18 protein-coding genes are annotated in these 20,035 nt (G+C 67.5%); 8 read left to right on the top strand and 10 right to left on the bottom strand.

Going from position 1 to position 20,035, the window contains the following annotated elements:
• Positions 1-71 precede the first annotated feature (71 nt).
• The 8 genes from ON40_RS49070 to ON40_RS47020 form a co-directional block, all read right to left on the bottom strand.
• The gene (locus ON40_RS49070) at positions 72-539 is read right to left on the bottom strand and encodes a winged helix DNA-binding protein (protein WP_051194641.1); all 468 of its coding nucleotides are present in this window, start codon (positions 537-539) and stop codon (positions 72-74) included.
• Positions 540-608: 69 nt separating this feature from the next.
• Complete coding sequence (locus ON40_RS47050; protein WP_051194640.1) at positions 609-1,748, bottom strand: GAF domain-containing protein; 1,140 nt, start codon at positions 1,746-1,748, stop codon at positions 609-611.
• A gap of 259 nt (positions 1,749-2,007) precedes the next feature.
• Complete coding sequence (locus tag ON40_RS47045) at positions 2,008-2,646, bottom strand: hypothetical protein (RefSeq protein WP_040832529.1); 639 nt, start codon at positions 2,644-2,646, stop codon at positions 2,008-2,010.
• Between the two features lie 217 nt (positions 2,647-2,863).
• Positions 2,864-3,595, bottom strand: coding sequence for a MerR family transcriptional regulator (locus ON40_RS47040; protein WP_040832528.1), 732 nt, complete (start codon positions 3,593-3,595; stop codon positions 2,864-2,866).
• A 67-nt stretch (positions 3,596-3,662) separates the two neighbouring features.
• Positions 3,663-6,089, bottom strand: a complete 2,427-nt coding sequence (locus ON40_RS47035) for a serine/threonine-protein kinase (RefSeq protein ID WP_040832527.1) — start codon at positions 6,087-6,089, stop codon at positions 3,663-3,665.
• Between the two features lie 125 nt (positions 6,090-6,214).
• Positions 6,215-7,753 (bottom strand): amino acid permease, encoded by a 1,539-nt coding sequence (locus tag ON40_RS47030; protein WP_051194639.1) that lies wholly within the window; start codon positions 7,751-7,753, stop codon positions 6,215-6,217.
• Between the two features lie 137 nt (positions 7,754-7,890).
• Positions 7,891-9,381, bottom strand: coding sequence for an MFS transporter (locus tag ON40_RS47025; RefSeq protein WP_040832526.1), 1,491 nt, complete (start codon positions 9,379-9,381; stop codon positions 7,891-7,893).
• A gap of 93 nt (positions 9,382-9,474) precedes the next feature.
• Positions 9,475-9,939, bottom strand: a complete 465-nt coding sequence (locus ON40_RS47020) for a hypothetical protein (RefSeq protein ID WP_157186842.1) — start codon at positions 9,937-9,939, stop codon at positions 9,475-9,477.
• 260 nt (positions 9,940-10,199) lie between these two features.
• Between ON40_RS47020 and ON40_RS47015 the strand changes: the two genes are divergently transcribed.
• Positions 10,200-10,862, top strand: a complete 663-nt coding sequence (locus tag ON40_RS47015) for a MerR family transcriptional regulator (protein WP_245568301.1) — start codon at positions 10,200-10,202, stop codon at positions 10,860-10,862.
• 7 nt (positions 10,863-10,869) lie between these two features.
• Here ON40_RS47015 and ON40_RS47010 read toward each other — a convergent pair whose 3' ends face one another.
• Positions 10,870-12,591: a helix-turn-helix transcriptional regulator gene (locus ON40_RS47010; RefSeq protein ID WP_040832523.1), complete on the bottom strand. Its 1,722-nt coding sequence runs from the start codon at positions 12,589-12,591 to the stop codon at positions 10,870-10,872.
• Between the two features lie 506 nt (positions 12,592-13,097).
• Here ON40_RS47010 and ON40_RS47005 point away from each other — a divergent pair.
• The 4 genes from ON40_RS47005 to ON40_RS46990 all read left to right on the top strand — a co-directional run bounded on the left by ON40_RS47005 (position 13,098) and on the right by ON40_RS46990 (position 17,627).
• Positions 13,098-13,643 carry a TerD family protein gene (locus ON40_RS47005; protein WP_051194637.1) on the top strand — a complete coding sequence of 182 codons (546 nt, stop codon included), beginning with the start codon at positions 13,098-13,100 and terminating at the stop codon, positions 13,641-13,643.
• A 468-nt stretch (positions 13,644-14,111) separates the two neighbouring features.
• Positions 14,112-14,429 carry an aggregation-promoting factor C-terminal-like domain-containing protein gene (locus ON40_RS47000; RefSeq protein WP_051194636.1) on the top strand — a complete coding sequence of 106 codons (318 nt, stop codon included), beginning with the start codon at positions 14,112-14,114 and terminating at the stop codon, positions 14,427-14,429.
• A gap of 74 nt (positions 14,430-14,503) precedes the next feature.
• Positions 14,504-16,117 carry a DUF885 domain-containing protein gene (locus ON40_RS46995; RefSeq protein ID WP_040832522.1) on the top strand — a complete coding sequence of 538 codons (1,614 nt, stop codon included), beginning with the start codon at positions 14,504-14,506 and terminating at the stop codon, positions 16,115-16,117.
• A gap of 253 nt (positions 16,118-16,370) precedes the next feature.
• Positions 16,371-17,627 carry a DUF475 domain-containing protein gene (locus ON40_RS46990; RefSeq protein ID WP_083896465.1) on the top strand — a complete coding sequence of 419 codons (1,257 nt, stop codon included), beginning with the start codon at positions 16,371-16,373 and terminating at the stop codon, positions 17,625-17,627.
• Here the strand turns inward: ON40_RS46990 and ON40_RS46985 are convergent.
• Positions 17,608-18,120 (bottom strand): mycothiol transferase, encoded by a 513-nt coding sequence (locus ON40_RS46985; RefSeq protein ID WP_040832521.1) that lies wholly within the window; start codon positions 18,118-18,120, stop codon positions 17,608-17,610. The two genes, ON40_RS46990 and ON40_RS46985, sit on opposite strands and share 20 nt — an antisense overlap.
• A gap of 423 nt (positions 18,121-18,543) precedes the next feature.
• Here ON40_RS46985 and ON40_RS46980 point away from each other — a divergent pair, with 423 nt between their 5' ends.
• From ON40_RS46980 to ON40_RS49065, 3 genes are all read left to right on the top strand, one after another.
• Positions 18,544-18,894 carry a DoxX family protein gene (locus tag ON40_RS46980; RefSeq protein WP_040832520.1) on the top strand — a complete coding sequence of 117 codons (351 nt, stop codon included), beginning with the start codon at positions 18,544-18,546 and terminating at the stop codon, positions 18,892-18,894.
• 35 nt (positions 18,895-18,929) lie between these two features.
• A complete protein-coding gene (gene lipB / locus ON40_RS46975) occupies positions 18,930-19,568 on the top strand; it encodes a lipoyl(octanoyl) transferase LipB (RefSeq protein ID WP_040832519.1) in 639 nt (212 codons plus the stop codon).
• A gap of 93 nt (positions 19,569-19,661) precedes the next feature.
• Positions 19,662-20,024, top strand: a complete 363-nt coding sequence (locus ON40_RS49065) for a DUF1707 SHOCT-like domain-containing protein (protein ID WP_157186841.1) — start codon at positions 19,662-19,664, stop codon at positions 20,022-20,024.
• Positions 20,025-20,035: the final 11 nt, after the last annotated feature.

Below are 20,035 nucleotides of genomic sequence, written 5' to 3'. Positions count from 1 at the left end.
CGATATCTTCCCGTGATCGGGAAATGCCTTCGCGGGCGGCGGGATTCGCGTACCGCGGCGAACGCCCGGAATCAGTTCCGCGCTCGGTGGGCCGAAATCTGCGGCTCGGGTGTGCGGTCACCGAGAATCTCGTCGGCGAGGACGCTCAGGCCCAACATGATTCGGTTCATCTGCGCATCGGTGAGCTCCGGGAATACCGCGCGTACGCCCTCCTCGATGGGCGCCGAGGTGTCGGGCACCTGTTTGCGCGCCACGCTGCCGGGGCGGACGGCGACCAGCGTGCGGCGGCCGTCGCGGGGATCCTGGGAAACCTGGAAGACACCTTGTTCCCGCAGGCGCACAACGGTTTTCGAGACGAAGCTCTGCGCCAGACCGGTCCGTTCGGCGATATCGCCGATGGCCGAGTCCGGATGCCCGGTGACATCCTGCATGATCGCCACCATCCCGGCCGACATCTGCCGATCACCGGTGCCCCCGGTCGAACTCGACGCGATCTCGCGCAGCACACGAACCAACCGGTGCAGTTCGGCGATATTCATACCACTCGATGATACATCTACGTTAATGTGCCTCTCACCAGCTGCAACAATCCATCACCACCGAGGAGATCACGGTTCGCGCCAGGAGAGGCGACCACGCGCGGGCACGGGCTCCTCGGCCATCGCCGTGCGACACCGCGTCCGTTCCACCACCATGCGAGCGGTTTTGACCGATACGGACTCCTCCGGCAGCGCGGCACGCACGAATTCGGCGATCGCCAGATGCCGGGCCGAGTAACCGGGATAGGGATACAGCGACAGCAACGCGGGGGTGTAACCGCCGCAATGGTTCAGCACCCGCAGGGACACCGTCGCGGCCATGCCCGAGCGCAGCCGTTCGGCCACCTCGGCCAGCTGCGCGCGGTCGTCCGGATGGAACACTTCGACCGGGGAGGCCAGATTGTCCCAGCGCACCCAGGGCGCCGGATCGGTCAGCCAGTGCGAGATACTCGCGTGCTCCACCTGCAGCACGCCCAGATGCGTCCCGGCGCGGCGATGCGCCTCACGCAGGGCGACCCGCTCCAGCGTGGTCACCTGCGCACCCGGATCGACCGGGCCGGTGTCCTCGATCAGCAGCCACGCACCCTGGGTGCGCAGATCGTCACGCGCCCGCATGGAGATCAGCCAGCGGGCCGAAATCCCTACTGTCACTTCGAATTGCAGGCTCGCACCCGGATTCGGATCGTAGAGCAGATCCAGCACCTCGGCGTGCCGGTCGAAACCGGTCCAGCGATGGAACAGCTCCGCGATCGACATCGTCGGCGCGTAATCCTCCGGCGACATCCCGGCCAGTTCGGTCACCCCGGCGGGCAACCGGATGGTCTGCGAGGCCATGTCCCAGATCCCGCCGACCGCGGAAGGCGGCAGCGGCGCTCGCGCATCGGCCGGTCCGATCCACAGCCGCACCGCGTGCACGTCACCCGCGGGCCCGAGGACCGGGCGAGCGAGCATCCGGTGCGGACCGGCGTCGGTGACCACCCGCAGATCCACATCGACCGCATCGCGGGACGCGGTCGTGAGGGCCTCGCAGGCAGTTCTGGTGGACAGGCCGTAGGCCGAGGGCATCTTGGCCAGCAGCCGCTGCACGACGCGCTGCCAACCGGCGAACTCTCGCGGCTGTCCGCCGACCGACGCCGCCGACATGCCTTCGGGCGCCAACATCTCCACCGTCAGCCACGGGTTGGTGCGCGGTACTCCAAACGACCCCATGCCAAGCATGCAACCCCGCGGCGATCGCGGAAACATCCGCCAAGATACGTAGACGAACAACATTTCCGGGCGGAAGGTTCCGGCACCACGGCCGCGGCCGAACAGGCAAGACACCAGTTTCGGGGGCGAGGGTGCCGTGCGCTGCACGGACCCGTCGCAACCAACTGTTGAAATCGAAACTATGTTGCCGACACCGTACCGTCAAACACCATCGGCACATCCACAGCCGATTCCCAGTTCCGGGAAGCGTTCTCGGTCGTCAGCCGCACTGCGGGCGGGTGGCGTTGCAGCCGCCGTGGCTGTTGTTGGGCGCCACGCTGTTCTGCGGATCCGGCTGCACCGGCGGAGCCATGATGTTCCAGAGCATCGCGCCGTCCCGCAGCCACTGATTGAAGGCCGAGCCGGGCGCCGGAACCGGCAGGGACCGCTGCAGATCCGCCGCCGGGGCCGGAACCGAGTTCTGACTCCCGTCGGGATTCGACCGGTGCGGCAGGGTGATGTTCGGGATCACGTTCGACTGCTCGCTGTGATGCGGGGCCGACTGCGCGGGACCGGTCGGATTCGAGAGCGAATTCGCGGGGGCCGACTGCGCGGGCGCGGAATGCTGCAAAGGGGACGAGAGCGACGGGGACGAGTGGGACGGCCCCGAGTAGGACGGCCCCGAGTGGACGCTGGGCGTCCCGCTGTTGTGTGATCCCGGCGAGCTCGCGCCGGAGTGCGACGTACCGGCCGGACTCGAGTGCCCGCCGCCGCTGCTGTGGCCGCCGCCGCCCGATCCGGGAGCCGCACCTGCCAGGCCCGCCGAACCGATCGACACCGCGACCGCGACCGCGACGCAGGTCAGGAAACGCGAACCGAAGGGATTTCGCTGAACACCGTTGAGCTTCGAGACATTCATCTTGGTACCGTCCGTCGACGTCTTATAAGAAGGGCTGCCCGGCGACGTCGATCTCACGAGCAGTGCTTATCACCCGTTTAATGTACCGCTAGACAACGGCACATTAAACTTGCAACCTTTCCACCGCTGGGAACTTCGCGACGATGTGAGATACGCGGGCACGCCCGCGCGGTGACGCCCAGCGCGGCGCGATCCGCCGGGCGCAGACGGGTCGGACTCAGCCCTCGGCGAGCACTTCGGTCAGCTCGGTGTCGCCGTCCAGATATTTGGTGATGGACCGCTCGACCAGCTCCGTGGCGGTCTGCACGGCGACCGCGCGCGTCGCGGTGAGCTGATCGGTCAAGTGCGCCAGGTCATCCGGGCCGCGCCCGGACTCCTGATACTGCGGCCAGGCGGTGCGCTGGAACATCTCCACCACCCGCCGCGCGATGCGGTCGCAGTCGGTGCGCATCTTCTCCAGGTCGGCGAGAATCTCCTCGGCCGGCAGCCCGATGCCGGTCAACTGCTCGACCACCCGCACCAGCTTCGCATCGACCACCCGATAGGTCGCCGCGTCCACCGGCTCGTACAACCCCAGGCCGACCACGCGGGCCAGACCGTGCGAGACGTTGCTGTACCGCTCCGCGAGTTCGGTGGCGGCGATCGTGTCATCGGACGACGGTTCGATCTCCGGCGACGCGTCCGGCTCGATCACGCCCAGGATGTCACCGAGATCGTCACCCCGATCCCATGCCTCGAGCAGCTCGCGGATGCCGTTGAGCTTGATCCCGCGATCCAGCAACCGGCTGATGGTGGCCACCCGATTCAGATGTTCGGGCCCGTAGAACCCCGTTCTGCCACGGACCTCCGGGGAGGGCAGCACGCCGCGTTCGTGATACACGCGAAGACTGCGCACCGTCGTCCCCGCCGCCCGCGCGAGCTCATCGATCGTGTACTCCGCACTCGCCATACATAAAGGAAACCACACCGAAATACCCGTGGGTATCTTCGCGGGTGGGTATCGCCGCCGTCGGCGGTCACCACCAGCTGCGCGGACGCACCTGATTGGCCAGATCGATGAGCCGATACCGGTGCCATCGGTCGGGCGCGATCTGGGCCAGTGCGCGCAGACTCGATTCCAGTCCCTGCCGCAAACCGGTAGGGGTGACCGGGAATCCGAGGATGCTCTGCAGCCGCGCGGGCTGAGCGCCGGCGCGCAACCACTCCACCGCCGCACCCACCACGATCACCTTCAACTGCAGGGTCCGCGGGTCGTCCGGCAGGGCCGTCAGGCGCGCGGCCGCGGTGTCGAGGTCTCGCTCGGTGATCTCGGCGGTCGGCCGCGAGACCAGTAGCAGCGATCCGGTCATCTGGGCGATGGCGTGATGCCGTGACGCGGCGGGCACCTCGTCCAGCACCGCGACCGCCTCGAGCAGCTCGCCGTCCGCGGCCAGCCGCCTGGCCAGCCCGAACGCGGCGCTGACCACGCCGTGATTGGTGCGCCACACCGTGCGGTAGTGCTCCATCGCGGCATCGTGCAGCCGGTCGGGATCGCCCGGTTCGTCGAGATGCTGCAGCATCAGCTCCGCGGCGGCGGCCAGCGCCAGCGGCGGAGCGATCTCACCGGGGACCATCGAGTGCACGGTGTCGAAATGCCGGTAGCCCAGCTCGAAATCGCCGTCCAGCAGCGCGGCGACACCGAGATGCCATTCGATGCGCCAGTCGTCGGCGTGACGGGGGGCCAATTCGTCGAGCAACGCCCGAGCCTGGACCACATCCCCCAGCTCGATATGGGCCTGCGCCGCGGCCAGCGCACCCTCGAGTTCGAAGGATTCCGGCTCGGCCACGACCCCGGCCGCGATCCGAGCGCTGGTGCGCCGCAACGCGTCCAGGACCTGATGCGGGTCACCGCGCAGCAGCGGCAGCAGCAGTTCGGCGCTGGGATCCTCGGTGTCGATCAGCGGCGCCGGAAGCGCGGCCACCACATCGGCCACATCCACCATGGGCATGCGCTGCGTGCCGTCGATCACGCGATCGGTCTGTCCGATGAGCGTGTCGATACCGAAATCGCCCAGTATGGAGGCGAATTCGGCCGACGCCTGGGGATGTTCGCGACCGCTGTCCACGGCCAGCACCATCCGCAGCACGCCGACCAGCTGGCAGTACATCGCATACGCCGAGGGGAAGCGTCGGCGCGGATCGGGTTCGGTTGCCCGGCAGAGCAATCGGTGCAATCCCGGGTACCGCCGCAGCAGCGGCTCCTGCTCCGGCGAGGGGATCACCGGGGCCAGGTTGCCGTCCCGTTCGACCGGCAGATCGAGCATCAGCGCGGCCAGGGTCCGACCGACCGAATACAGGTCCGCGGCCACGGTCGGCCCGGTCTCGGTGATCTCCGGCGCCTGGTATCCCGGTGTGCCGTAGATACTTCCGTAGGAATCGAGTGCGGCGACCGCGCCGAGGTCGATGAGTTTGACCTCGTCCTCGCTGACCATGATGTTGTCCGGTTTGAGATCGTTGTAGGCCAGGCCGAACGAATGCAGGTAGTCCAGCGCGGGCAGTACCTCCATCAGATATGCGATCGCCTCGGCCACCGGGATACGCTGCGGGGCAAGTACATCGAGCATCTTCTTGAGCGACCGACCGCCGACGTACTCCATGACGATGTATCCGGCCGCGATATCGCGGCCCACGGAGGCGTGCTTGACGAAGTTGTGGATCTTGACGATGCCCGGATAGGCCATCTCCGAGAGGAACTGCCGTTCGGCCAGCGCCACCACGTGCGCCTCGAAGTCGAGCGGATTCTGCAGCCCCTTGAGCACCACCCAGCGGTCGCTGACGTTGCGGTCCACGGCCAGATACACCCAGCCCAGGCCGCCGTGCGCGAGGCAGCCCTGGACCTCGTACTGCCCGGCGACCAACTCGCCGGGCACCAGCGTGGGCCGGAAGTTGAACGGTGATCCGCAGGCCGCGCAGGTGCCGCTGATCTCACCGGGGCCGTCGGTGGTCCGGCGACCGACCGGCGCATCGCATTTCCAGCAGAATCGTTTGATCTCGTGTACTTCGGGATCGGTCAGCACCGCGGCACGCGGATCGAGTGGAGTCACCTTGGGCATCTCCACCAGCCCGCCGCCCAACTTGCGCACACTGGGCCGGGACCGGGCGCTGCGGCCCGATCCACCACCGGTGTCGGCCTCGGGGTCGGATTCGACCGCGGCCGAATCGGACTCGGCCAGCAGTTCGAGTTCGAACTCGGCCTCGTCGCGCCGGCGCGCCACCGGACGGGCGCGCTGTGCCGAAAACCGCTCCGACAGGACCGAATTCGGTATCCGCCCCTCGGGCGGGACGGGGCCCCGAGTAGCCCACGGATGAGTCGTCGACCGACGCGGCATCTCGCTTCCGCGCATGCGCCGATTGGCCCACGGGTGCGGCAGCGGTTGGTCGGGCGCCTCGGAGTGCTCGGGCATGGGAACCTTTCGTACCCATAGGTGAGTCGGGCTCTCATTCTGGTCCGCCATCGCTATCGTCGTGGAGGAGTTGTTCCCTCCGGTGGGAATATGCTTGCCGGGCGTTGGCCCGGTCCCCGGGACGCTCAGGTCCGGTCGGACTCGACCACCACGTCAACCGTCAGATCCTGCGAATCCGGTTCGGGCGCAGGCGGTTCGGGCAGGTGCGGCGACTGCGCGCTCACCGCACGCCAGGTCGCCGCGACATCGGCGGCCCGTTTGCGGGCCAGCAGCCAGCCGGTGGTCAGCACCGGCAGCATGACCACCACGACCGCGATCACCGCGCCGCGTTGCACGACGTCGTCGCTGACCGCCATCAGCACGACCACGGCGAGCAGGAACACCAGCGTGAGCACCCCGGTCCACGGTGCACCCGGCAGCCGGAACGCCGGGCGCTGCGCCAGGCCCTTGCGGCTCCACCGCCACAGGCGCAGCTGGCAGGCCACGATCACCGACCACGCGGTGATGGTGCCCAGCGCCGACATGTTCAGCACGATCTCGAACGCCTTGTCCGGCACCACGGCGTTGAGGCCCACGCCGATCAGCGCGATCGCGCCGGTGGCGAGAATGCCGACGTAGGGCACGCCCGAGCCGGACATCCGCGCCCCCAGGGCCGGTGCGCTGCCGTTCACCGACATCGAGCGCAGAATGCGGCCGGTCGAATACAGCCCGGCGTTCAGGCTGGAGAAGCCCGCGGTCAGCACGACCAGGTTCATGATGCTGCCCGCGCCGTGCACGCCGAGCCGGGCGAAGAAGGTCACGAACGGACTCTGGCCGCCCACGAAATCGCCGTACGGCAGCAGCAGGCCCAGCAGCACCAGGGACCCGACGTAGAACAGCGCGATCCGCGCGATCACGGTATTGATCGCGCGCGGCATGACCTGCTCCGGACGTTCCGCCTCGCCCGCCGCGGTGCCGACCAATTCCACTGCGGCGTAAGCGAACACCACACCCGTGGTCACGGTGACCAGCGGCAGCACACCGACCGGGAACAGCCCGCCGTTCGCGGCCAGCAGACCGAATCCGGTCTGCTGGCCGCCGATGGTGAACCGGCCACCGAGGATGATCGAGCCGACGACCAGGAAGGCGACCAGGGCGACGACCTTGATCAGCGCGACCCAGAACTCCAGTTCACCGAACCAGCGCACCGAGATCAGGTTGAACCCGACCACGATCACCAGTGCCACCAACGCGATCGCCCACTGCGGGATGACCTCGGTCACGCCCCAGTAGTGCACATAGGTGGCGATGGCGGTGATGTCGACGATGCCGGTCATGCACCAGTGGAAGAAGTACATCCAGCCGACGCCGAAAGCCAGTTTCTCCCCGTAGAACTCGCGCGCGTAGGACACGAACGATCCCGACGACGGCCGGTGTGCGACCAGTTCACCGAGGGCCCGCAGCACGAAGAAGACGAATACGCCGCATACCGCGTACACCAGGAACAGTCCTGGCCCGGCATGTTCGAGCCGATCCGCCGATCCCAGGAACAGTCCGGTGCCGATTGCGCCGCCGATGGCGATCATCTGCAGCTGCCTGGGCCGCAGCGATTTGCGATACCCGGTGTCCTCGTGATGTAGGCCTGCGGACGGAGTGGTCGACCTGGGCGGGTGAACGGCTGTCATGACACGGCCTTTCAGGTGACGAAAATCATATCGCCACCTAATGTACCGCCAAACATCGGCACATTAATCCCAGTCCTGGGAACCCAGCGGGCCCGGCCGAGCGCAACCGCGCTCGACCGGGCCCGGGAATGCTCTGCTCAGACCCGCGTTCGGCCGGACTCCCCGAGCTCGTCCGCATTCGCCTTGGACAGCGGATCGGCGATGTGCTCCAAGGACTTCCCCTCGGCGTCCACACCGAAGAACCAGGCGACCAGGCCGCCGAAGATCATCGCCGCTGCTCCGATGAGATAGCCGATCGCCAGCGGCACCCGATCCAGACTCGGATTGTCGGCCCCGCCCACCAGGAGGCTGAACAGATAGGGCGCCAGCACCCCGCCCGCACCCTGGGAGATGGCGAAGAAGAACGAGATGGCCTGGCCGCGCAGCTCCAGCGGGAAGATCTCGCTCACCGTGAGATAGGCCGAGGACGCACCCGCCGAGGCGAAGAAGAAGATGACGCACCAGAACGCGGTCTGTGTGGCGGCATTGAGGATCCCGGCGTGGAATGCCCAGGCGGACAAGGCGAGCAGTACACCGGAGAGCACGTACGTCCCGCAGATCATCTTGCGACGCCCGATGCTGTCGAACAGTGGTCCCAGCACGATCGGGCCGATCAGATTGCCGATCGCGAAGGGGAAGAAATAGTACCCGGTGTGATCGTCGGGCACGTGATAGAAGTGGGTCAGGACCTGCGCCTCGGTGAAGAAGATGGCGTTGTAGAGGAATGCCTGGGTCACCATCATGGTGAATCCGAGGAAGGACCGGGACGGGTAGCGGCCGAAGAAGATTCGCGCCATCTGCAGATAGGACACCCGATCGCGCTCGACGATCTCGAGCGCTTGACTCTGGTCCACCGGCGGCAGGTCCACTCCCCTGCTGCGCACGTGCTCCTCGATCTCGTCCACGGTGCGTTCGGCCTCCATGGCCCGGCCGTGGGTCAGCAGCCACCGCGGGCTCTCCGGGATCTGGCGACGCAGGAAGATGATGATGAATCCGAGCACCGGGCCGATGAAGAACCCGATGCGCCAACCCCATTCGACGGGCACGTAGTGCTCGTTGTACAGCAGCAGACTGGCCGCGGCGCCCAGAGCCGCACCGCCCCAGTAGGTTCCGTTGATCGCGATATCCACCCGGCCGCGGTATTTCGAGGGCATGATCTCGTCGATCGCGGAGTTTATGGCGGTGTACTCGCCGCCGATTCCCATGCCCGCGATGAACCGGAAGACGAACAGCGACATCACATTCCAGGAGAACCCGGCCAGCCCGCTGCCGATCAGATAGATCGCCAGAGTCAGGATGAACAGCTTCTTGCGGCCGAGTTTGTCGGTGATCCGGCCGAAGAACAGCGCGCCCACCACCTGTCCGGCCAGGTACCACGAGCCCATCGCACCGACCTCACCGTGGGTCAGGTGCAGGGTGTGCTGATTCTGCAGCAGCGAGCCCATGCTGGAGACGATCTGGATCTCCAACCCGTCCAGGATCCAGGACACCCCGAGACCGACCACGATGAGCCAGTGGAATCTGGCCCACGGCAACCGGTCCATTCGCGCCGGGACCAGACTTCGAATGATAGTGCTGGGTGTTGACACTGTGCTGTCACCTCGATGGGAACGGACGGATTCGGCTGCCGCGAGCGACGATCCGGTACTCCGGAGGCCGACTCGCGGTGCCAATGTAGTAGGTCAGCCGCAGGCGGTACCGGTGGACTGCAAACCTCGGCCCAGCACGAGATGCCGCCGGGGCACGGCCGACGCGCGCTCCGCGTTCCGGGGGCGCTCGCTGTGCCGGATGATCCGCAGCGGAGGCTTGTGATCGACGGCGGCGATCCGATGGCGATCCAGATTCTCCAGAACCCGTCCGTTGGCGTCGTAGGCCACGCCCGCCCAGATCATCGACCGCGGGCCCATCCCCCGATCCGTCAGTGCACGAGCCGATTCCGCGCACTGACTCAGCAGCGGGCAGTCCTGGCAGATCTGGACGGCAGTACGCCAGGAGTCGGGCGTGCCGACGTCCAGATCCCAGTCGTTGGGGCCCTCCGCACAGGACGGTCGCCGCGCGCTCGCGGGCGGAAATGCGGAGGAGGACGCCGAATCACGCGTCGGCGCATGCAATCCCGCTATGGGTGCGGGTGTTTCGAAAGTGGTCACAGCCGTCTCCGAGGATGCCGAGGGCACGCCACGGGACGGGCGTGTCCATGGAAGGGACGTCATCGGGGCCGATCAACGGTCCCCGGAACCGGCGAAACTCGCCGTACTCGAACGCTAACCCACTACAGCTCGAACCGCAATAGATTGTGCCGTCAATTAACGGTACATTGACCTACGGTCTTCAGAGACATACCGTTGACCATGGCACCGTTGTATCGCGGTACATATCGAGATGAGTTGGGCTTCCAGGGGGTCTGGCTGTGCAGGCGGAATACACGATCGATGAGCTGGCGCGGGTGGCGGATACCACCGTGCGCAGTGTGCGGGTCTATCACGAGCGTGGTCTGCTGCCCTCTCCCGAATTGCGTGGTCGCATCGGCTATTACGGCTCCGGACATCTGCACCGGCTGCAGACCATCAGCCGCCTGCTCAGCCGCGGGATGAAGCTCAACGGCATCCGCGAACTGCTCGAGGCATGGGATCGCGGTGACGGGCTCGCCGAGGTCCTGGGCGTGCCCGGACAACCTGCCGAGCGGGCCACGATCGCGGTCACCCGCCCGCAGCCGGTGACGGATCCGACCGCGAACGCCGGACCCGCACCGGACGACCGCAAGACGCTCGCGATCCGCCGTCCCGCTCCACAGCCCGCCGATCCGGCCACCCGCCTGGTCGATGCCGGACTGAGTTCGGCCGAGGCGCTCGCACTGATCGAACGATTACGCGCGGACTGCGATCGGATCGCCGAACGTCATGTGGGAGAACTGTTCCACCGCCTCGACGGGCAGACCTCCGAACGTTCCGGTCGCCTCACCGACGATCGCGCCGGAGGGGAATCCACTACCGAGACCGCCCGTCTCGCGGTGACGCGCGCACTCACCGAACTGCTGGATCACGCCTTCACCGGGCACCGGAACATCGCGTGAGCGCACCTCATCGAGGCTGCGCGTACGCCACCGCCACCTGAACGCGCGAACGCAGGCCGAGTTTGGACAGGATGTTCGACACGTGCGTCTGCACGGTTCGCCGGGACAGGAACATCTTCTCGGCGATCTCGGCATTGGAGCATCCCTGCGCCACCTGCACCGCGACCTTCTCCTCGGTCACGGTCAACGCATCCCAGCCGGTCTTGGGCCGTCCGTGCGGACCCCGCGGACCACGCGCACCACGCCGCACACCCAGTTCGCGCAGCCGAGCCTGCACCCGGGCGGTCTCCGGTACCGCGTCGAGCTCCTCGTAACGTCGCACCGCCGTCTCCAGCGCGGTGCGCGCCTCCGCCGTGCGGCCGTTGCGAACCAGCATCTCCGCCAGGTTCTCCCCCGCCAGTGCGGCGAACCGGGGACGCTCCGAGCGCGCGAATTCCGCCACGGCCTCGGCGACCACGTCCACATCGCCGTCGGCGAGTCCGCGGAACAACCGGACCGTGGTCGGGTCGCTGGGCGCCGACAGGCTCTCCACCAGCGATTCCGCGGCTGCGGCGGCCACCGTGCCCGCGATGAGTTCGGCCACCCGATCCACCGCGGCCGTCGGCGGAGTCGGTCGTCCCGCCGCCTCGCCCGCGCTCGCGGCGGGCTCGGCGATCCGCATCAGGTGCAGCCCGGCCACCTCGACGTGCCGACGCAACGTCTCCCGGATCGACGGGGACACCTGTTCGGCGAGGACCCGGCGAATCAGATCGTGCCGGAAGACCAACTCGTCACCGTCGTGCACCAGCACGCGAGCCTCGACCGCGGTGCGGATCTCGTTCCATACATCGATCAGCGAGATCCCCAGGATCTCCGCCAGTTTCACCGGATCGATACGCGGGGTCAGCGCGGCGGCCACCTCCAGGGTGTGCCGGGCCGATTCGGGCAGGAAGTCCAGCCGGCGCGCGATCGTCGCCGCCAATGCGTCCGAGAGCCCGGCCCCGGGCTCGACCGAGGTCGGACCGTGCAGCAGATCGGTGAGGTACAGCGGATTTCCGGCGGCGCCCGCGATCAGGGCGTCCAGTTGCGGTCCGGGCGGCGTGCCGAGGGACCGTTCGACCAGCCGGGTGACGTCCGCATCGGCCAACGGCCCCAATGACATTCGCCGCGCACCGACCGCGTCGAACTCCGAGAGCAGGCGCGGCAGGCCCGGCCCCAGCGGATAGGGACGCATGGCCACCACGACCAGCAGCGGCATGCTGTCCACCGCGACGCCGAGCCAGCGCAGCACCGACAGACTCGCCGCGTCGGCCCAGTGGATGTCGTCCACCAGCACGGCCACCGGTCCGTCCGCGCACCACTGACTCAGCAGATCCGAGATGGCGGCGGTGGCGGCGAGCTCGGAGACCGGACGTCGCGGGTCGGCGTCCTCGAACAGCGAACCCAGCCGATACCCGTCCGCGCCACCGTCCCGATCGCCCAGTGCCACGCACGAACCGATTGCCGCACCGGGAATCGACTGGTCCGCCTCGGTCGCCGCACCGAGCAGAACCCGCATCCCCGCCGTGGCGGCCATGCCGACGGCGCTGTGCAGCAGCGAGGTCTTCCCGATTCCGGGTTCGCCCTCGATCAGCACGAAAGCGCCGCCCCGATCGGTCACGACCCGGTCGATCAGCGCGGCGATCCGCTCGATCTCCGTGCGACGCCCCACGAGAGGGGCGGCCTGCTCCAGGGGTTCGATCGCTGTCATCCGGCGTACATCACTCCCACGGTACCTACTTCGAATGCGCCGGAAGGCCCGTCGAGCCGCCGATTCACCCGCGAATTACATCACGATAGATTTATGTCGCGCTGTGCACTACCGAAATTTCCGCAGCAGAAACACCAGCCCAACAACGGGCGGCGAGCGCCCGAAGCTATCATGCTCTCGCACCTGGGAATTCGCTACGGATAGCGACGGGTGAGCATCCCGATCATCCGAGGTGACCAGCGGGTAACCGGTGCGGATCGGCCTAGCCGCAGCGGGCTTCGGCTCGGCGCCTCGCCGCCGGATCGGTCCGTCCGATGGCGTCACCGGTCCGTGCACGTCCCATCGCCCCGTCCCCCGGAGTGACGATACTTACATCTCCAGGGATGCATTTCGGGATCGCGCTCATCGCGAGACCTCGTCGCCGTGGCCGTGCCGGCGACCGGCACCTACAGTGGGACAGCATCATTGGTTCGAATGCGGGGAGTTCCGCACGGAAGGGGCGGGTCGTGCCGATCCCGTTGCGCGCCACGGACGGCGCACCGCTGGACAATATCGCGATGGGACTGGGCTGGGATGCGCCGAAGTGGCGGCTGTTCGGCCCGCGACAGAGCGATATCGACCTGAACGCGGCCGCACTGCTGTTCAGCGGCGACCAACTGGTGGAGGCGGTCTACCACGACCGGCTGAACTCCAGCGACGGCGCGGTGCGCCTGCACGGCGACAATCTCACCGGCGAAGGCCCCGGTGACGACGAGACGATCACCCTCGACCTGGATCGGCTGCCGAGCCGGATCAACGGCGTCGCGCTGCTCGTAACCTGTTACACCGGACAGACATTCGACAAGATCCAGAACGGCTTCTGCCGCCTGCTGGACCGCCGGTCCGGCAGTCAGATCACCTGGCAGACGATGTTGCGCGGGCCGCACACCGGCATGATCATGGGCATCCTGCTGCGCACGCACGACGGCTGGCAGTACACCGAGATCGCCCAGGGCGTCACCGCGGACCATCCGCGCGAGGCAATGCCGCAACTTGCCCGCTACCTGTCCTGACTCGCACATCCACACCCGCGCCACACATCCCACGCGCGGTGCGCACGGAACACGCCGTATCTTCCCGAACGGTCTTGTAACGGTGTGGATACGGTGCGACAACCTTGCCGCAAATGTCCTGAACTCGTGCTTTGCTGAGCATGCTCCTTTCGTAACCCGCCCGTGTCAGCACAGCAGGTCGATGTGGAGGGCTCCGACATGTCGAAGCAGGGAACGTCTCGTCACAGCCGGATCATCACCGAACTACTCTGCGCCGCAGCCGTTTCCATCGGGCTTGCGACACTCTGGCAAGCGCCTCCCGCGCGCGCGGAATGCCGTGCCCTGTGCGATGACGCCGCGCCGCGGACGAGCCGGGCCTCCGGATCGGCGTCGGCAGGGTCCTCGGCGGCGGGATCTTCCGCGGCGGGATCCTCCGCAGCGGGGTCTTCCGGGACCGGATCCTCGACCCTCGGACCGAATCTCGCGGGTATGGGCCTGAGCCTGGTGATGCCGGTGATGGGTTTCGCACCGCGCACACTGGCCCGGATGATCGTGCCGGCCAACGAGTTTCCCTCCTTCGACAACGTCATCACCAACGAGAGTTCGTGGAACGTCTTCGCGATCAACCCGAAGTCGGGGGCATACGGCCTGGGACAGGCGCTGCCGCCGCAGAAGATGGCCCCGTTCGGCGCGGACTGGCAGGTCAATCCCGCGACCCAGATCCGTTGGGCCTACACCTACATGTGCGAGCGATACGGCGGCCCCGACGGCGCGTGGGCGTTCTGGCAGGCCCATCACTGGTACTGAATCACCGGCGCCGCAAGGCTGCCCGCACCGCCGCGCGCGCGGTGCGGGCAGAGCGTGCCGGGTAGCGTGACCGCATGACCGAGAGCTTCGTAACGCGGGCCGGGCGGATCATCGACGCGATACTCCGGGCCGATCCGGTGACCGCTCTGTACGTCGGGGACCACCGGGCCGACGACCGCCTGCCGGATCTGTCGCCGGAGGCGGTTCGGGCGCAGACGGCCCTGTTACGCGAGGCTTCGCACATCCTCGCCGAGGTGGACGCCGAGGATCTCGGCGCATCGGACCGGGTCGATCACGCACTGTTGCAGCACGAGGTGGACCGGCGGATCTTCACCCTCGGGGAATTGCGCGAACACGAGTGGAATCCGCTGGCGCACAATCCGGGACCGCTGTTGCACGGATTGCTGGCACGGCCCTTCGCACCGCCCGAACAACGTCTCGAACTGCTCACCGCACGCCTGGCCGCCCTGCCCGACGCCCTGGCCACCGCCCGCGCCGTGCTGCGGGACTGCCCGAGAATCCACGTCGAGACCGCGATCGCGCAGTTCGCGGGGGTGTCCGCGCTGATCCGCGAGCAGACCCCCGTGCTGGCCGAGCAGGTGCCGGGCGCGCGAATCGCCGCGGCCGCCGACGCGGCCACGACCGCCCTCACCGAATTCACCGGCTGGCTCACCGAACGACTCGACCACTGCGAGCGCGACCCGCGCCTGGGCCGCCGGCTCTGGGAGGCCACGCTGTGGCACACCCTGGACACCGAGTTGAGCGCCGCGCAGGTACTCGATCGGGCACATCGGCATCTGGACCACGTCCAGGACGAGATCCGCAGCGCCGCAGGCGAACTCCTGGGCGTCGGGAATCCCACCGACGAGACCGTGCGCGCGGCGCTGGATCGCCTGGCCGCCGAGCATCCCACCGACGAGACCGTGCTGGCCACCGCGACCACCGCTCTCCAGGAAGCCCAGACCTTCACCGCCGCACAGGATCTGGTGACACTGATCGACGATCCGCTGGTCGTGCAGAAGATGCCGGAATTCGCTCGCGGGGTGGCCGTGGCCTACTGCGACTCCCCCGGTGCGCTCGAAACCGACGGCGCGCCCACATTTTTCGCCATCTCGCCGACCCCGCAGGACTGGACCGCCGAGCGGGTCGCCTCGTTCTATCGTGAATACAACGACCACATGATGCGCAATCTCACCGTGCACGAGGCGATGCCGGGCCACTATCTGCAACTGGCCCACGCCCGCCGGTTCCGCGGGTCCACCGCCGCGCGCGGACTGTGCGCCAGCGGCACTTTCATCGAGGGCTGGGCCGTCTACGCCGAACAGTTGATGTCCGAGCGGGGATTCGGCGGCCTGCCGGTGCGGCTGCAACGGCTCAAATCCCATCTGCGGATGACCATCAACGCCATCCTGGATCAGGGCGTGCACTGCGCGGACATGTCCGAGGCCGAGGCGATGGATCTGATGCAGCGGCGCGGATTCCAGGAGGAGGGCGAGGCGGCGGGCAAATGGCGGCGCGCGCAGTTGAGCGCGGCTCAGCTGTCGACCTACTTCGTCGGCTACACGGAGGTCTCCGCGATCGCGGCGGCGCGTCCGGCGGGCACCAGCGTGCGGGACTGGCACGACCGCATGCTCGCGCACGGATCACCTTCGCCACGTCATCTGGCGGAGTTGATCGCACCCGCCTGAGACCCTCGCGGCGTGAATTTCCTCTCCGGCCCGGCAGATCCGGACATTCCGGACGATCTTCGACACCCCCGCCAGGCAGGCGTTTCGCACCCGTTGCACCTGCGGAGATCAAATTCGGCAGGCACACCGATTGTCGTACCCGCGCAAGAACTGTCACAATCGTGGTCAGGGTAACGATCGCCGCACAGGTGCCGTGATCCATCGAATGAGCACGCCGCGGGCTCAGGCCAGGGCTGACGAAAGGCGCGTCGTCATGTTTTTGCGAGTGTTCGCTCCGTCGTTCATCGTCGCTATCGCAGCGCTCGTTACAGCGCTGATCTACGGTGGGCCGCAGGCTCTCGTGGCCGCGGCGGTGCTCGGCGTCCTCGAGGTATCCCTCTCGTTCGACAACGCAGTGGTGAATGCCGGTGTGCTGCAACGGATGAGCGTGTTCTGGCAACGCATGTTCCTGACCGTCGGCGTGGTGATCGCGGTCTTCGGGATGCGGTTGCTGTTCCCGCTCGTCGTGGTCGCGATCGGGGCGCACCTCGATCCGATCCAGGCGCTGAATCTGGCGCTGCACCCGCCCGCGGGCGGTGCGCACTACTTCCCCGACGGGACGCCCAGCTACGAAACCCTCTTGAACCAGGCCAATCCCAAGATCGCCACCTTCGGCGGGATGTTCCTGCTGATGCTGTTCCTCAACTTCGTCTGCACCAAGCGCGAGATCACCTGGTTGACCTGGGTCGAACGCCCACTGGCCCAGCTGGGCCGGTTCGCGATGTTCCCCGTGGTGTTCTCCCTGATCGTCCTGGTGGCGGTGGCGGGTGTGGTCGTGCCCGACGGCGAGGCGAGCGTGGTGATGGTCGCCGGTGTCCTGGGCATCGTGACCTACCTGCTGGTCGACGGTCTCGGGGCGCAGTTCGACACCGAACACACCGGTCCGTCCCGTGCCGTGGTCGCCACCGGGCGGGCGGCCTTCTTCGGCTTCCTGTATCTGGAGGTGCTGGACGCGTCGTTCTCCTTCGACGGCGTGATCGGCGCGTTCGCCATCACCGCGGATCCGATCATCATCGCGCTCGGGCTGGGGCTCATCGGCGCGATGTTCGTCCGCTCGATCACCGTCTACCTGGTGCGCAAAGGCAGCCTGGCCGATTACGTCTACCTCGAACACGGCGCGCACTGGGCCATCGGCGCGCTGGCGGTGATCCTGCTGTGGTCCACCGGACACGCCATCGACGAGGTCACCACGGGGCTGATCGGCGTCGCGATCATCTTCCTGGCGGTCCTGTGCAGCTGGGTGTACACGCGCAGGCATCGCGGGCAGACCAGCCAGGCGCAGGCGGCCGAACGCGAATCCGAGGAGGACGACCCAGCCCCGGAACCCACGGCCGTGGAGCAGGCATACGACGGCGGTGACGCGGCATTGCGGCTGCACGGCCGCGAACTCCTGCAGAAGGTGCCGAACCCGTCCTCCGCCAACGGGTTCGGCATCCCCCGCGAGGCGCTGCCTAACTCGTCCGCGCAATGACCCCGCGCAGGTAGGCGGCCTGTCCGGCGTGTTGCAGATCGTCGGAGATCACGCTGACCAGCCGCACACCGAGGGTGACCGGCGGATCCCATCGGGTGTCCACCACCCGGGACAGATCCGCGTCGGTCAGCTCGCGCACATAGCGCAACGTCTGCTCGTGGACCGCGTCGTAGTAGCCGGTGAGCAGTTCGGCCGATGCCTGAATCGCCGCCACATCCTCGGCGGAATCGCCGTATCCCGTCTCCCGCGGGTCGATCGGCAGGGCGAACCGGTCGAACCAGCTCTGCGCGGTCCAGACCTGCTCGACGCCGGCCACATCGGCCACATGATCGTCCTGCACGCGGGTCAGATGCCAGACGAGCCAGGCGATGGAGTTGGCGCCCGGATCGACCCGGAAACTCAGCGCCGCCGCCCCGAGCCCGTCCACCGCTTCGTGCACGACCTCCCGCACCCGCTCGTACCCATCGATCAGAACCTCAGCACTGGTTGTCACGGTATTTTCTGCCTCCGCTTCGCTCCGGCGGGGCCGTGGCCCCCTCAGGGTCGATTCTTCCCTCCCTGCGCTCCCCCGTTCCGCTCCAAGTTACTGCAGCGGCAGAGGCTTCCGGCCCAGGAATCGCTCCCCATTGGCCGCTCCTTCCCGCACTGCGGCGAACCCGTAGTCGAACATGTGTCGTTCGTAGTCGCGAAGGCAGCGTGCAGATCACCGTCGGCCGCGTCGGTCAGTGCGTGCGCCAGACCGGCGGCATGGCGCAGCGCAGTACACGCCCCGCCCCCGAGGCGGGGCTGATGGCGTGGATCGCATCCCCGAGGAGGGTGACGCGCGTCGTATCTCGGCGACCCTGTCACACTCGGGATTCCTGTTTCGTCTACCCGGCATACACGGTTCGAACCCCGTGGAAGGAGACGAATTCCAATGAGCATCGCCTATTACGTCGTCGCTGTCATCACGGCTCTGTGGGTCGGGTTCTCCAGCTACTCGCTGTTCGCGCGGAAGGCGTTCGTGGTCGACTCGCTGGTGGACTACGGGGTGCCGCAATCCTGGTGGAACTGGCTCGCTCTCGCCAAGGGGGCGGGTGCGCTCGGCCTGATCGTCGGGATCTTCCTGCCCGCTCTCGGCGTCGCCGCGGCCATCGGGCTGATCCTGTATTTCCTGGGCGCGGTGGCGACCACGCTGCGCGCGCGCTCGTACAAAACCACCCCGTACCCCATGCTGTACCTGCTCCCCGTCGCCGTCACGCTCATCCTGCAACTGGCCGCTGCGTGATCGGCCCCGACATGCGGGCGATTAAACTCGCCCCCATGAAGTCCAGGCCGTTGACGCTCGTTCAGGATGATCTCGTCGAGTACGACAAGGCCATGGCGCGGATGGCGGAGCTGGTCGAGCAGCGGCAGCGGGACGAGCGGCCGGACACCTTGTGGCTGCTGAGCCATCCGCAGGTGTACACGGTCGGGCGGCGTACTCCGCACGAACATCTGCCCGATCCGGCACATCACATTCCGGTGGTGGAGACCACGCGCGGCGGGCAGTTGACCTATCACGGACCCGGCCAGCTCGTCGGGTACCTGATCGTGAAGCTGGGCGCGGGCGAGGGGGTGGTGGACTACATCCGCGAGGTGGAGTTCCGCCTCATCGAGGCGCTGGGCCGGCTCGGCGTCCAGGCCGAACGCCGCGACACCCCGCCCGGCGCGGAACTGCTGACCGGAGTGTGGACCAGTGCGACGGGCCGCAAGATCGTCTCCATCGGCATGCGCCAGAGCCGCGGCGTCACCAGCCACGGCTTCGCCCTCAACGTCGACGGCGACCTGGAGCCGTGGCAGTGGGCGGTGGCCTGCGGCCTGCCCGAGGTCGATATGACCTCGGTGCGCCGCGAATCCGGTGCGGGAACGATGGAGCTGGTTCGTTCCGTCGTCGCCGACGCATTCGAAGCCGCACTCTAGGGCCACCGCAGCAGCGGGAGACTTCCCGCTGGTGGTAATTCGGACCGACGAGCCGCCCCGGTTCGCGGACTTATTCTGCTCAGTGTGGATGACATGCCGTACGCCCGACTCAGCACAGCTGATCGTGAGCGCGCACTGCATGAACTCGCCCATCATCTGAGCGTCGGTCGGCTGAGCCCGGTCGAGTTCGAGGAACTCACCACGCGCGCCGCAGCCGCCACCAGCAGGGTCGAGCTGGCCGGTCTGCTCGCGGATCTGCCGGGCCAGGCGCCCAGACCCTCGACCGAACCGCCCGCCCGCCCGTTGGCTCCGGTCGCCGCGCTGTCGGCGATCGTGGTCCTGGGGGCGGTCGGAGTGAGTGTGCTGTCGGGAAGTTGGTTGTGGCTGTTGCTGATTCCGGTCGTTCCGGCCGTAATCCTGGGTGTGCGAGCTATTTTCGCGCGTCGTACGGTCTGATTCACTGAGGG

Origin of the sequence: Nocardia jiangxiensis NBRC 101359, from assembly GCF_000308615.1 — a bacterium.
Taxonomy (GTDB): Bacteria; Actinomycetota; Actinomycetes; order Mycobacteriales; family Mycobacteriaceae; genus Nocardia; species Nocardia jiangxiensis.
This window is presented reverse-complemented; position numbering and strand designations above follow the sequence as displayed.